Here is a 13,384-nt window from a genome sequence, read left to right on the forward strand (position 1 = left end):
AGATTGCTGCGTTTCTAGACAGCATTGGCCGCCGAAAATGCGGAGAGGCAATGGGAGGAACTCATTGAGAAAAATTGACGAAAACGCGCAGAAGATAGCGAAGATCGCGGTTCAACGCTTTGCGGAAAACGGCGGTCGGAGAGTTCTAATAGCGATTGCGGGTGCACCCGGTTCAGGCAAATCGACGCTCGCAGAGCGCGCCGTCGAAGCAATCAACAACGATCACTATCTGGAAGCTGCTCTATTCCCGATGGACGGCTATCACTACGACGATGCCGTCTTGGAGCAGATGGGGCGTCGCCTCTACAAGGGAGCAATCGATACATTCGATGCGCATGGCTTGCGCCACATGCTCAAGCGCCTGAAGGCCAATGAGGATGACATTATTGCCGTTCCGGTATTCGACCGCTCGATCGAGATTGCTCGCGCCGGCGGCAATCTCATTCCTCAGTCTACAAAGATCATAGTCTGCGAGGGCAACTACCTGCTTGCGCGACAGGCTCCCTGGGACAAGCTGAAGGAGATTTTCGACTTCACGGTGTTCGTTGACGTCGACGAAGATCACCTCCGGCAGAGACTTCAGAACCGCTGGCGGAGCTACGGCCTGGACCCTACCGAAATTCGCCGGAAGGTCGAAGAGAACGATCTGCCGAACGGCCTTGCAATCGTTGCCGGAAGCGCCGAGCCCGATCTCCACATCGAGAACAACTGATCCGCCCAGGCCGACCGGAGGTCGCCGCGGTAGTCCACCGTCAACCCCGCCAACGATGATCGGCGGGATCTACAACTGAAATTTGGAGACTCCTATGAAACACGGGATTTACTATTCTTACTGGGAACATGAGTGGAGCGCCAAGTTTGGCCCCTATGTCGAAAAGGTCGCGAAACTTGGCTTCGACGTCATCGAGGTCGCTGCGCATCACATCAATGAATACAGCGATGCCGAACTCGCAGAAATCAGACGGACTGCCAAGGATAACAACATCATCCTGACGGCCGGGATCGGCCCGTCGAAGACCAAGAATCTGTCGTCACCGGACATTGCAGTGCGCCAGGCGGGAAAGGCATTCTTCGAGCAGACACTCACAAATGTCGCAAAGCTCGATATCAAGACAATTGGTGGCGCGCTCCATTCCTATTGGCCGGTGGACTACTCCAAGCCAGTCGACAAGGAGGGCGATCGGGCGCGCGGGGTCGAGGGCATTCATGGTATCGCAGACTTCGCCGGAAACCTGGGTATCAATCTCTGCATCGAAGTGCTCAATCGCTTTGAAAACCACGTTCTCAACACCGCCGCCGAGGGTGTCGCCTTCGTGAAGGATGTCGGCAAGCCGAATGTCAAAGTGATGCTCGATACCTTCCATATGAACATCGAGGAGGACAGCTTCGGAGAAGCGATCCGTACAGCCGGCCCACTGCTTGGACATTTCCACACGGGCGAAAGCAATCGCCGCGTCCCGGGTAAAGGCAGAATGCCTTGGCACGAGATCGGTCTTGCCCTTCGCGACATCAGTTACGCGGGCGCCGTTGTCATGGAACCGTTCGTAAAGACCGGGGGAACGATCGGGTCAGACATTAGGGTGTGGCGCGATCTAACCGATGGCGCGGACGAAACAAAAATGGACGAGGATGCACGGAACGCCCTTGCATTTTCTCGATTTGTGCTCGGCGGTTGACCTTGCCGAAGCTCTCAACCGACGTGCATCACGATCCCTATACCTGAAGGAGATGCAAAGAGCCGGACCGCCGAATCCTGCGGCCGTGGTCGGTGCCTTGGTAACCGATTTCCGCGAGGTGTGCGACGGCAAGTGGCCGCAACGGAACTTGTCGTCGGTGGTAGATTGACCGAGATGCGTAAGCCCCATTTCGTGGCTTTGGTCGCAACCGTCACCCTGGGCATTGCGTCCTGTTGTTCCCTATGAGCTGCTTCCAGCCTGAGATGCTGGAGGTAAGCCATGGGTTCCGTCGTTTTGAAGGCTTTGAAACCCTTTTGAACGGCGCGCACGCTGACATGGCAGGTCTCTGCCACATCGATGATCAAGATCGGTTGCGACAGATTGGCCTGCATGAAACCAATGGCAAGCCTGACATGTCGCGGTGCCGGCACAGAAGCCGACCTGGCGAGTTCGTCAGAGAAGCGGTGCGGTAACGAGGGCGACTTTGCCGCGAAAGGGTCTTGCTCATGGATAAATGCGTTGGAGCTGTCGGAAGGCGAAAGACGGCGGGTGGCTATTGCGCGCACCGCTCTGCCAGCGGGAACTGCTGATCTGAGACGAGCCCACAACCGCTGTTGCAGAGAGCAGAGCACCGACCAAGCTTTGAAAACGACACCGTTCCACAGCCTATAATAGGCCGTTACGGATACCTTAATAGTTGTTATTACTTGTTATTCAAGGCAGATGTCGGTTCTGATCCCCTCAAGAACAAAATTATTGATTTGCGTGACGATTCAACCCAGTTTGCATTTGCCGACGACTCGGCCGCATATTCGAACTAACGATCGTTTCAAGGTGTTTGATTCATCCGGTCGGATTAGCGCAGAATTGCAATCGCGGTCAAAATCTCGCGAGATTCAACAACAGACCAGCGCAACATCTTTTGGCCTTGATTATGGTTCTCTCGCGTTTTCGATACGAAGAGAGATCCCGTGGTCCGCTGCAGTGCACAAGGTGGAGCAGTTTCGGAATGCAGCGTTACGGATCCTGCCGCAACCGGACCTTTGAGCCTTAGGCTGGCTCTGGTGGGTTGGCAAGCGTGCCTGTTCAGGTGGCGTTGTCGCGTCCGATCCTCTGGAGTTTCTCCCAGACCTGACCAGACTTCGGAACGTCGAGATTGAATGTTGCATTGAGCGTGTCCGCGAGATGGTCCGCGCTCGTGATGCGCCGTTCGCTGACGCTGTTTGCCGTCACGCTGCGCAGGCAATCGTTCTTCAGGGCAACATAGCCATCCGCAGTATGCCGCAGGATCGCCAGTGCGTTTGTGAATGGCGAGCCGGGATCCCGCGTCAGCCAGCCAAGAGTAGCGGCTATGGCAGCCTCGTCGCTGTGATCGGGTCGGAAATCAAAGCTGTGTGCAAGGCCATTCGCATGGTTATTGAAGCGCAGCCAGCCGTCGTCCGTCTGCAAGATCGAAAAATCGAAGCCACGCTGGCTGATCGGCCCGACGGCAAGGGGTACGGGTTCGACGATGGCGTCCGCCAGGCCGACTTCGGCGAGGTACGGCTGGTCGAGATCGACACGGAGAGTCAGATGGTTGCCGATGGCGACATCGCCTATCATTTCACGATTGACGCCGCCGCACAGGCGGGTCACGTGGAAACCGAGCGCCGTGAGCGCCGCGCCGAACAGACCGTTCATCTCGTAGCACCAGCCGCCGCGCTTGCCCTCCACCATCTTGGCGAAGGCGGCGGCCGGGGCGATCGAGGACGGCCATCCCATGAAGGCATCCAGCGCCTCCCAGGTGAAGGCCATGAGATGGGCGCGGTGAAGTCTCGACAGGCTGTCGACGTCGAGAGAAACCCGTCGGTCCATCCCGATCCTTGCCAGATAGGCGTCCAGCTGGCCGGACGTCAGGGTCATTCCATTTTCGCTTGAAGAGGCGTTTGTCATCCTTTGGTTTCCTTTCGATGGACCGTTTTCGATATTTCCGATGCCGCTATGCTGTCAGAAGGCGCTTCAAGGTCGTGGTTCCTTCGAGTGGTGATCCGGATGCTTGCCTAGGGGCGGATGGACATAAGGCTTCTCCGTTCGCCGATGCGGAGGCAACGACGTTGGGCAGGGAGAGAGTGGTTTGACATAGTACCGGTCGCGATGTTCCTGCCGCGATCGGTGGGTGTCGTTCACGCGGCGGACAGGGCTCCTTGGGCTGACCTTAGTACGAAGTCCTCGATTTCTGCTACCAGGCGTGCAGGTCCGGGGCCTTCCTCGGTGATCGCACGCCCTAGCGCCAACGCTCGCTCGGCAAAGCTCGGCTCGGAAAGAACGCGCCGTACGGCCCCTCCGACCATTTGCGGGGGGACTGAAGGATCGAGGCGCAGGCCTGCGCCGTGATAGTCGACACGCGCGGCATTGTCGTTCTGATCGCGCCCCATCGGGAGAATGACAAGGGGGACGCCATGGCACAGCGATCGCATGACCGTGCCATGCCCGCCGTGGGTGACGACAGCGCGGGCTTTGCTCAGGAGGTCGTCATGCGCTGCATTGGCAAGAATTGTGACATTCGCCGCCGATTGAAGACGAAGTCCCTCGAGCGCTTTGCCGAGGGTGACGACGACCTCGACCGGCTCGCCAGCCAGACCGGATATCACCCGCTGGAGCACATCGGCCTGCCCTTGATTGGTGGTGCTGAACGATACCAGCACGAGCGGCTGCGTTTTGTGCGCAGGCTGGCCTGCCCAGCGTTCGCGGGCCCAACTCGGCGCCTCAAGAAGCGGCCCCACATAGCGCACATGGTCCGGCAGATGCTCGGTGGGGAAATCGAAGCTGCTGCTGGTGGCAAGGAGATGACGGCCGGCGCTCAAGGGCTGTTCGTGGACATGGGCCAGCGGCGCGACGCCGAAATGTGCGCGGGCGGCGTTAAGGCAAGGCAGAAAGTGATCCCATACTTGCTCGGCCATTGCCGAAACCTCGGCGTCGCGCGCGCTGCCCGCCACCGACTGGGCGGGCTGAAAGCCCGGACCGAATGGCGGATGTCCGGGGAGAGGCCAGAGCGAGATGCTGGTTGCGAGCAGTGCCGTTGGAACCTTCGCAATTTCGCCCGCGAGCATGCTGCCGAACAGCAGATCCGAGCCGAGAAGGATGTCGGACGGCTCCATTGCCAATGCTTCGAGAATATCCTCGGCATAGGCTTGCGCTGGTCCGACGAAGATCCGTTCACACCCTCTTTGGAAGCCGGCCAGGTGATCGGCGGTTTCCCAATCACGAATGAAGCAGCTTTCGGGTGAGCGATCCGGACGGTTCGGGGCGCGCTTCCATGGCAGGAATCGGGCTCCCGCTTCGATCGCCTCCGCTCTCATCGTGTCGTCGGCGATCAGGCGCACGTCGTGACCACGGTCGGCGAGGGCGCGCACTGCCGCAAGCGTCGGCGGCACGTTGCCGCCGCCTTCCCAGCCGACCGCCAGGATGCGCAGAGGCGGCCCAGCATCTGTCGTCTTTATCATTGCCTTAGTCCTCTCCCAATGGAGACCGGATCAGTGCGTCCTATCCTCACGCAGCAGGCGCTCGATCGCCTGTGTCATGAGCCGGTGTGTCTCCGCCGCCGAATGTCCTTGCGCTCGGCGCAGCAGATGCCAGATCCAAACATCGGTCTGGGCCAACAACTGCGCGAGCCGATCCTTGCGAGCCTTGTCATCAAGCTTGTCGAGCCAGGCGCTGAACATGTCCGCGATCCACTCGCGATGACCCTTGCGTCCGCGATCGAGAACGGCGGCAAACTCGGGAATGCGCGCCTCTTGCCCGAGCGTCCGCACGAGGATGTCGCCAGTGCGTTCATAATCGTCCGTCAGGAGCGTGACGATGTCGGCCACGCTTTGTGCGGGCGCGCTCCAGCGCTGGGCCCGGATCGAGGCATCCATCCGGGTTGCCATGGCGCTGAGCACGCCGGTCTTGCTGCCGAAACGCCGTATCACGGTTTGGCGGGTGGTGCCGGCCGTGGCGGCGATGTCGTCGAGCGTGATCTCGTCGAACCAGCGCTCCGCGAGGAGTGCGGTCAAAGCGTCGACGATCTGCTGCTCGGTATCCTGAACTGCGTTGGCGCGCGCCGACTGGCGATAGCCTCGCGGAGACATGGTGCCGCCCTCAATTTAATGTTACATACTGTAACGCGAAATTGAGGGATGTCAACAGAGGTTGACGATGCGCTTCGGCAACGAGTTCAGGTTAACGACATGTCTCAATCTGCCATCTCATGCTGGTGGGTTGCTTCCGCTAGTTTTCCGATGATCTGAAGCACGAGCATGCCCCTGTCTGTCCATTTGCAGTGCGATCTAACCCAGTTTTGCATTTCGCCATGAACCTGCTCCGAGATTGATATAGCCAATTTCCCGATGGTTTCCCGCGCCAGATTGGATCAGCGTCAGATGAAGACACGGGTTGGAGCGTGGTGGAAATCGACACCCAATCGAAGTGCAGGCTCCAGCGGAAAGTGCGAAGGAAGCAAGAGGCATGCTCTTACATCGCGTCCGAAGCGCTCAGGCGATAAGAAAAAGAATCTTTACGAAATAGAGCTCTGTGCAACTCGGTACCCCTATCCCGCTTCATCACGTGATGCGCTGATAAACCATTTGAGCGGTTACAAGGTCGGCCAAAGCACTGCCGACGGATTTGAAATATGTAATCTCATCCGAAGACCTCCTTCCAGTTACTTGGCCTTTGATAAGGTCCGTCAGAGTTCCCAGGATATGCGCCTCCGAGATGAGCCCGGATTGAAGTGGCTGAACAAGGTCGCCTGCCTCGTGAAGCGCTTCCAGAGTGTCGACAAAAGCGCGTGCGGAAAGCAGCGTCGCGTCATCAGCTTCGCGCATAGTCGGCGTGAAGCCGCCGATAAGATCGACGTGGGTTCCCTTTCGCATCCAGGCTCCCTTGATAAGAGGCGTTGTCGAAAGCGTTGCGGCGCTGATGATATCAGCGCTCGCTGCTGCCTGCTCGAGATCCATCGCGACTTGAGATGCAAACCCCCTCTCGTTCAGTGAATGAGCGAGGCGGCTTGCAGCCACAGGATCGATATCCCATACCATTACCTTGTGGATGGGTCTGATGGCGCGATACGCGTCAGGTAGCTGGCTTGCAACCCGGCCTGCGCCGATCACCAGAAGAGACTTGGCATCGTCGCGGGCGAGAATCTGCGCTGCTAACGCGGAAGTAGCTACGGTTCGCCTCGCGGTGATGACATTGCCGTCCATCAGGGCCAGTTGCTGCCCAGTAGTCGCATCGTAGAGCACGTATGTGGATGTGAGACCGGGCAATCCACGAGCTGTGTTCCCAGGTACCACCGTCACGAGTTTGACCCCGAGGAACTGATCATGATCCTCGCTGTTTGACCACGCTGGCATTAGAAGGAGTGTTGCGTCAGGCTCGCGGTGTTTCTGCATCTGATGATGGTGCCGAACGGGCGCGATGCAGCCTGTCTTAAAGCCGCCTCTAAGCACATCGATTAATGCGCGATAAGGCAGACAGGCGGCGGTGGTTTCAGCATCTACAATTGTGAGTTTCGCATCCGCCATGAGTCTCTCTCTTTTTATCTTTAATCCACCGCAGACATTTTGAGAGCTGCGCCACGTAAAAGGTGGGCGCGCTCGGTTCATTTTGCCCCTTCATTGGCGGGCCGAAATCTTGTCAGCGCTCAGCCATTTAGGATTTCACGCATGGCTGCCAGCGCGGCAATAATGTCTGCACGCGTTACCCCGATATGCGTTACAGCGCGCATAGCAGTTGGGCCGAACAGGCCGCCGCCGCCCATTCCGACGCTTTTTTTCTTCAGAGCAGCGGTGATCTCGGCGGGAGAGCGCCCGGTCCCGGCGACGTCGAAAAAGACGATGTTTGTTTCGACGTTGATCGTCGCGAGCTTGATGCCAGGCAGCTCTGACAGCCCGCGTGCCAATATTGAAGCATTCTGATGATCTTCTGCGAGGCGCTCGACATGATGATCGAGTGCATAAATGCCGGCGGCGGCGAGAAATCCGGACTGCCGCATGGCTCCGCCCCAACGCTGTTTCAGGCGCCAAGCCTGTTGGATGAAATCGCGCGACCCAGCCAGCACACCGCCAACAGGGGCTCCCAGACCTTTGCTAAGATCGATCCAGGCAGTATCGAAGGAACCTGCATAGTCCTTCGTGGAGATTCCTGAAGCGACGACGGCATTCAGCAGCCGCGCGCCGTCCATGTGAAGGATGAGGCCATTCGATCGTGCAACCGAAACAACCTCGCTTATAGTCTCCAGTGGCCAAATCGTTCCCCCTCCGAAGTTGGAGGTCTGTTCGACGACAACCAGCCGCGACTGCTGTAGATACCGGCTCTCGGGCCGGATCGCATCCTTTAGCATGGTGCCGTCGAAGATGCCGTTCCGACCCCTGACGCCACGCACCATGACGCCGGACAGCGCGGCAGGACCGCCGGTCTCCGAAACAAGAACGTGTGCGGTTTCGTGAGCTATGATTTCGTCGCCAGGACGGCAGTGAACCGCCAAAGCGATCTCATTGCACATCGTGCCGGAGGGAAGGAAAACGGCAGCCTCTTTACCTAGCATATCGGCGACGCGTGCGCACAAGTCGATCACATTGTTGTCTTCGTCCTTTTGTTCGTCGCCGACTTCGACGGACATCATGTACTCTCTCATGCCTTTGGTCGGTTTTGATTTTGTATCGCTGTAAAGATCAATGAATGCCGATACGGACATAAGAGGCCTCTCCTTGGCGCCTTCCCGCGATCACTCTGCATCAGGGAAGCAACGGTGACGTTCATGGCGCTCTGTTGAGATTTTACGTTCGCGATTCTTCGAACCCTGAATTGCATCGGGGTCGGAAGCTGACATCGGATCTGTAACGTCCGTCAGTGTTAAGCGAAATATTCTTCGGCAATAGAGCGTCTTCAGGAACCAACGCTAAATAGAACGCCAGTCGCGATCCAATCAAAAATCAAGGCCACTCTATGCGTGACTGATATAGGCTTAGGCGCTTAATAGCACCTCGCTACGCGCAAGATAGTCGTCCCGAACAGATTTGAGTTGGGCGACAAACAAATCGATAATCGGTGAGGTTGGTCGGTGTCTGGCCCGCAGGAGGGTTGAGTAAAATGGCTCCCCATGGGAGAAACGCCGCATGACCAACCCTGAATTCACATAGTCCAGTGCGGTCAGGGGATTTACGATCGCGACACCGCAACCGCGCACAGCCATCGCACAGGCCGCCGCGGTGTTTGCTGTCTCTACAACAAGGCGCCTGCGAATATCGGCGTTGTCGAATACACGATCCAACCTTTTACGATAAGGATCGACGTTTCCCATGAAAATCGAACTGACGCCTTCCAGGTCTTCAGGCTTGATGAGAGCATGCTTGGCCAGGGGGTGATCGGAGGTCATCACGCAGACCTCGCGAGGGGAGCAAAACGTCTCGTAGTCTGCGCCCAGCGAGCTCATGTCGTATGCGGCAATTCCGAGATCAAACTTCTGGTCGTTGAGAAGCTCGTCAATCCTCCAAGAAAGCTGGGTATCGATCGTCAGGCTGACATCCCCATGCTTTTTCACGAAGGCTGCCGCCACGTCGGCAATAAAGCCCTGCGAGAATGCTGGCGCACACACGATGCTGATATTGCCGTTCTGGAAATCCTTGAGGCTCGCAGCTGCCCGGCGCAAATGGTCGAGACCCTTAAATACCTTGTTGACTTCTTCCGAGAGCGCAAATGCATAAGCTGTGGGAACGAGCCTGCCTCGCTTTCGGTCAAATAGTTTCGCGCCGACCGACGACTCCAACTGCTTGATCGATCTGCTGACCGCGGGTTGGGAAGTATAGAGCATCTCGGCCGCTTCGGTGACGGTTCCAGCTGCCATCACGGCTTTGAAACATTCGACCATTCTTAGATTTAGATCCATGGTTTCGGAGCCATCCATACCAATTTTGTATAGTTCAGGGCAGAGTTTGTATTTGCAGGGATCAAGCTCCAGCTGTCAACTGTTCTTAAAGCGCGGCAAGGTCATCGTGGTTCAGGGCCTCTCCAGATTGGTCAACCGATGCCTGATCTGTTTATGCCGCCGAGTAAGCAATCTCTGATATGGTAGGCAGGAAAATGAACACCTCTTCTCGCAATGATCCAGGGATCGCTGTCGTCTCAGGAACGGCCGCTGGCGCTGTTGTTGTCATGAAGGAACCCTTGAGCTTTTGGGGAGGCGTAGACCCAAGAACGGGGGCAGTTATCGACGTCCATCATTCTTCGCACGGCACCGCTATCGGCGGAGCGGTTCTGCTAATGCCGGGCAGCCGCGGATCGTGCTCGGGCTCGGGCGTCCTCTTGGATCTCGCACTTTCTGGTAAGGGGCCAGCCGCCTTGGTCTTCCCTGGCCCTGAAGATACTTTGACACTGGGAGCAATCGTAGCCCAGGAGTTATTCGGCTGTAACATGCCGGTTATTCGACTTTCGCGAGCGACCTTCGAATTGTTGGCGTCCGCGAAAGAGGCTGCGATCACAGCGAATAGCATAACGGCAGACGGTGGTCGTATTCAGATTCCGCTGATCGAGCTGTCGCACGAGGAATTGATCCTCACGACGAATGACCTCCGATTGCTGGGTGACGAGGAGGGGGTTGCCGCAAAAATCGCCATGCGCATCATCTGCAGCATGGCCAATCAGCAAGGTGCGAAGGCGCTTGTGGACGTAACGCGCGCCCATATCGATGGCTGCATCTATGCCGGGAGGGCAAATCTTCTTTTCGCGAAGAGAATGGAGGAACTCGGCGCATCTGTTCGTGTGCCAACAACGATGAACGCGATTTCCGTCGATTACGACAACTGGCGCCGGCAAGGCGTGCCGCCCGGCTTCGGCGAGGCTGCGGAGGAGCTCGCGAGAACATATGTTCAGATGGGTTGCCGGACTTCATTTACATGCGCTCCCTATTCACTTCCAGAGCCGCCCAAATTTGGTGAAATGATTGGATGGTCGGAATCGAACGCCGTCATTTTCGCGAACTCCATACTCGGCGCGCGCACGGCAAAGCATCCAGATTTTCTGGATTTCTGCATTGCGGTTACGGGGCGCGCACCCTTCGCTGGGGCCTTTCTTGATGAAGGTCGGGTTGCGCACAGGGTAGTCGCCGTGAAACTTCCGGATAATTCGGACGCGTCTTTATGGCCGCTGATCGGATACCTTGCCGGTCTGGCCTCGCCCGATCGCGTACCGTTGATCCGGGGCTTGGCAAAGACGCGGCCAACCTTGGATGATCTTAAAGCGCTGTGCGCCGCATTCGGAACCACGTCCGCGGCGGCTCTTCTTCATATCGAAGGCATCACCCCGGAGGCCGGGAGCGTGGACCCATTTGCGGACGAAGTCCTAATCACACGCGAGAGCCTAGAAGAGGGTTGGCGGATGTTGAACGACGGACCGGCAGGCATTGATCTCGTTGCCATTGGCAGCCCTCACGCGTCGCTTCAAGAGTGCAGGGTGGTTGCCGATCTCCTGGGTGAGCACAGAGTAGCCAAAGACGTATCAGTCATCATTACCGCTGGACGTGACGTAATTGCCAATGCAGAGGCGGACGGAATCCTGGACAAACTGCGAGCGAGCGGAGTGAATGTTCTTGGCGATCTATGCTGGTGCACAATCTCCCGTCCGGTGTTTCCTGAACATGCAAAGGTGGTTCTTACAAACTCGGGCAAATATGCGCATTATGGGCCGGGCCTCTCGGGCTGTTCTGTGCGGTTGGGAACTCTTGTGGATTGCGTCGAGGCGGCTTTGACAGGCTCGGTTGTGGCTCGCCTGCCGACGTGGCTTATGACGGCATAATGAGACGAGCAACCCAATTCACCCCGGCTCCCTGTTTCTGCCTGACGACAAAGCTCGCCGTGCGCCGCCCGAGAAATCGGGTATGCCAGCATTGTCCGCCCCTTTGAGCGAGAGGAAATGGCTCGGGGCGGCTCGATCAAAATCCGGAACCCGCGGTAAGCCTTGTCGAAAATGCGACCTGATGTCCAACTGTGGGCCGACGCCGTGCCCAGCTAGCGGGCCACGACGGTGCCGGCCGGAATTGGATCCGCTCTGCCAACTCGATCTAAAGCTGCGAGACGAATGACGTTGACGTCTACCTGCGAGATCGCGGAACCAGCTTTGCAAATAGGTTTCTCGCTTAAGACGCGACACCCTCTTGGCGTTGGCGGGCCACCACGCGACGGATTAGCGCCTCAAGACGAGCGGATCTCGGACTCCCGATCATTTCCACGCTTAAGACATGAAGCTTGGAATTAAACAATCATTGGGGCGAAAACCCGAATACGCTGCCGATCACTCACGCACGTACTCGTTCCCACGTGCCAAATAAGTCTGCCGCCTGGTCACCAGTCCGCTTGTGTTGAATGTCCATATGTCAACGAAACCAACGTCGCGGCGATCACCCTGGTGACCAACTCCATGAAATCGGCCGACTGCCGTAACGACATTGCCTAGCGTCCCCATGATGACTCGCTCGATTTGATGCCGGCCCCGGATCTTTCGCTGTTCACCGAAGAAGAGCGCAATGGCATTGCGGCCGATGTACGTGGCGTCGGCGCGAGAGTATGCCGCCCTCGCATCAAAAAGTCTTGTGACCCAGTCTATATCGCATGCATCGATGCGGCGATAATATTCTCGAACGAGCGCAACACAATTCATCGTCCAGCTCCAAGAGCACTAAATCTCTCTTCAGCGATCCGATCGGCAACCTCCCCGTTGGGAAGCCGCAAAGTTTTTGCCCTTTCCATGATTTCCATGAAGGTCTCTGCCAGGCGATCTATGTGTTTTCCGAGCGCGTCCTGGTCCCAGTTTGAAAGCTGATAGTGCAGATTGATGATCCCTCCGGCATTCGCGAGATAGTCTGGGCAATAGAGAATTCCATAGTGTTTCAAGGCAAGGTCGTCGGCGCTCGTCTCCAACTGATTGTTTGCTCCACCAACGACGGTTCTGGCCCTGATTTCGGGAATGGTGCGAGAATTAAGTCCACCCCCGAGCGCATTAGGTGAGAAAATGTCGGCTTCAACTCGGTGGATTTCACCGGGCTCAGCAATTTCGCAATGATACTCGGCCGCCACTTGCTCAGCACTCGTGCGATTGATATCGCTCAGGATAATTCGTGCGCCGGCTTCATGGAGCCGCCGGACGAGCCGTCGTCCTACGCTTCCGACTCCTTGGACAGCGACGGTAACACCCGAAAGCTTATCGGTACCAAGGCCGTGTGCTGCCGCAGCTTTCAGGCAGGCGAAAACGCCATCAGCGGTGGACTCCGAAGCATCGAACGCTTCCTCCGATATTCCAGCGGCAAACGAGGTGGCAGTGGCGATAGTCCGAACGTCATCCAGTGTTGTGCCCGAGTCGAACGAGGTAATGTAAAGGCCGGCTAGGCTCTCGACGAATTCCCCCATTGCCTGAAGCAGAGCCGGGCTCTTTTCGCGCTCCGGATCGGCGATTATAACCGCTTTCCCTCCTCCGTATGGGATGTCTGCTATCGCCGTTTTATAGCTCATCCCGCGTGAAAGCCGCAAAACATCCCGAAGCGCATCCTCACTGCTACCGTAAGGATAGATCCGGCAGCCGCCAATCGCGGGGCCGCGATTGTCATTATGTACGGCGATTATGGCATTCAACTTGGAAGCTCGATCATAGCGAGCAGTCACGAGCTTGTGCTGATCGAACGCGGGATGACTGATAAACAT

Annotated in this window: 11 protein-coding genes; 3 read left to right on the plus strand and 8 right to left on the minus strand. The window is 57.3% G+C overall.

Going from position 1 to position 13,384, the window contains the following annotated elements:
* The first annotated feature begins 64 nt into the window (after nucleotides 1-64).
* A complete protein-coding gene (locus RHSP_RS07800; RefSeq protein ID WP_004112359.1) occupies nucleotides 65-712 on the plus strand; it encodes a nucleoside triphosphate hydrolase in 648 nt (215 codons plus the stop codon).
* A gap of 94 nt (nucleotides 713-806) precedes the next feature.
* On the plus strand, nucleotides 807-1,676 hold the full coding sequence (locus tag RHSP_RS07805) for a D-psicose 3-epimerase (RefSeq protein WP_004112361.1): 870 nt from the start codon (nucleotides 807-809) through the stop codon (nucleotides 1,674-1,676).
* A 1,086-nt stretch (nucleotides 1,677-2,762) separates the two neighbouring features.
* Here the strand turns inward: RHSP_RS07805 and RHSP_RS07810 are convergent.
* The 6 genes from RHSP_RS07810 to RHSP_RS07835 all read right to left on the minus strand — a co-directional run bounded on the left by RHSP_RS07810 (nucleotide 2,763) and on the right by RHSP_RS07835 (nucleotide 9,600).
* Nucleotides 2,763-3,578, minus strand: a complete 816-nt coding sequence (locus RHSP_RS07810; RefSeq protein WP_240535380.1) for an arylamine N-acetyltransferase family protein — start codon at nucleotides 3,576-3,578, stop codon at nucleotides 2,763-2,765.
* Nucleotides 3,579-3,838: 260 nt separating this feature from the next.
* Nucleotides 3,839-5,158, minus strand: a complete 1,320-nt coding sequence (locus RHSP_RS07815) for a nucleotide disphospho-sugar-binding domain-containing protein (RefSeq protein WP_004112366.1) — start codon at nucleotides 5,156-5,158, stop codon at nucleotides 3,839-3,841.
* 30 nt (nucleotides 5,159-5,188) lie between these two features.
* The gene (locus RHSP_RS07820) at nucleotides 5,189-5,785 is read right to left on the minus strand and encodes a TetR/AcrR family transcriptional regulator (protein ID WP_004112370.1); all 597 of its coding nucleotides are present in this window, start codon (nucleotides 5,783-5,785) and stop codon (nucleotides 5,189-5,191) included.
* 471 nt (nucleotides 5,786-6,256) lie between these two features.
* Entirely contained in the window at nucleotides 6,257-7,219 is a 963-nt protein-coding gene (gene lhpI / locus RHSP_RS07825) for a bifunctional Delta(1)-pyrroline-2-carboxylate/Delta(1)-piperideine-2-carboxylate reductase (RefSeq protein ID WP_037150411.1), read from the minus strand.
* Nucleotides 7,220-7,338: 119 nt separating this feature from the next.
* On the minus strand, nucleotides 7,339-8,391 hold the full coding sequence (locus RHSP_RS07830) for a threonine aldolase family protein (RefSeq protein ID WP_004112375.1): 1,053 nt from the start codon (nucleotides 8,389-8,391) through the stop codon (nucleotides 7,339-7,341).
* 270 nt (nucleotides 8,392-8,661) lie between these two features.
* Complete coding sequence (locus RHSP_RS07835) at nucleotides 8,662-9,600, minus strand: LysR family transcriptional regulator (RefSeq protein ID WP_004112378.1); 939 nt, start codon at nucleotides 9,598-9,600, stop codon at nucleotides 8,662-8,664.
* Nucleotides 9,601-9,761: 161 nt separating this feature from the next.
* On the opposite strand from RHSP_RS07835, the gene lhpI (RHSP_RS07840) reads away from it, so the two are divergent.
* Nucleotides 9,762-11,486 (plus strand): cis-3-hydroxy-L-proline dehydratase, encoded by a 1,725-nt coding sequence (lhpI, locus tag RHSP_RS07840; protein WP_004112382.1) that lies wholly within the window; start codon nucleotides 9,762-9,764, stop codon nucleotides 11,484-11,486.
* A gap of 495 nt (nucleotides 11,487-11,981) precedes the next feature.
* Here the strand turns inward: lhpI (RHSP_RS07840) and RHSP_RS36010 are convergent, their stop codons facing one another.
* Together RHSP_RS36010 and RHSP_RS07850 are read right to left on the minus strand one after the other, a co-directional pair.
* Nucleotides 11,982-12,347 carry a nuclear transport factor 2 family protein gene (locus RHSP_RS36010; protein ID WP_004112385.1) on the minus strand — a complete coding sequence of 122 codons (366 nt, stop codon included), beginning with the start codon at nucleotides 12,345-12,347 and terminating at the stop codon, nucleotides 11,982-11,984.
* Nucleotides 12,344-13,384: a Glu/Leu/Phe/Val dehydrogenase dimerization domain-containing protein gene (locus RHSP_RS07850; protein WP_037150414.1), complete on the minus strand. Its 1,041-nt coding sequence runs from the start codon at nucleotides 13,382-13,384 to the stop codon at nucleotides 12,344-12,346. The genes RHSP_RS36010 and RHSP_RS07850 overlap by 4 nt, the downstream gene beginning before the upstream one ends.

Origin of the sequence: Rhizobium freirei PRF 81, from assembly GCF_000359745.1 — a bacterium.
Classification (GTDB): domain Bacteria; phylum Pseudomonadota; class Alphaproteobacteria; order Rhizobiales; family Rhizobiaceae; genus Rhizobium; species Rhizobium freirei.

Excerpts from the sequence above, each read along its gene's own strand:
- RHSP_RS07820 (WP_004112370.1), bottom strand. The coding sequence starts at position 5,785 with ATGTCTCCGCGAGGCTATCGCCAGTCGGCGCGCGCCAACGCAGTTCAG.
- RHSP_RS07850 (WP_037150414.1), bottom strand. The coding sequence starts at position 13,384 with ATGTTTATCAGTCATCCCGCGTTCGATCAGCACAAGCTCGTGACTGCT.
- RHSP_RS07810 (WP_240535380.1), bottom strand. The coding sequence starts at position 3,578 with ATGACCCTGACGTCCGGCCAGCTGGACGCCTATCTGGCAAGGATCGGG.
- RHSP_RS07805 (WP_004112361.1), top strand. The coding sequence starts at position 807 with ATGAAACACGGGATTTACTATTCTTACTGGGAACATGAGTGGAGCGCC.
- lhpI (WP_037150411.1), bottom strand. The coding sequence starts at position 7,219 with ATGGCGGATGCGAAACTCACAATTGTAGATGCTGAAACCACCGCCGCC.
- lhpI (WP_004112382.1), top strand. The coding sequence starts at position 9,762 with ATGGTAGGCAGGAAAATGAACACCTCTTCTCGCAATGATCCAGGGATC.
- RHSP_RS07815 (WP_004112366.1), bottom strand. The coding sequence starts at position 5,158 with ATGATAAAGACGACAGATGCTGGGCCGCCTCTGCGCATCCTGGCGGTC.
- RHSP_RS07830 (WP_004112375.1), bottom strand. The coding sequence starts at position 8,391 with ATGTCCGTATCGGCATTCATTGATCTTTACAGCGATACAAAATCAAAA.
- RHSP_RS07835 (WP_004112378.1), bottom strand. The coding sequence starts at position 9,600 with ATGGATGGCTCCGAAACCATGGATCTAAATCTAAGAATGGTCGAATGT.
- RHSP_RS36010 (WP_004112385.1), bottom strand. The coding sequence starts at position 12,347 with ATGAATTGTGTTGCGCTCGTTCGAGAATATTATCGCCGCATCGATGCA.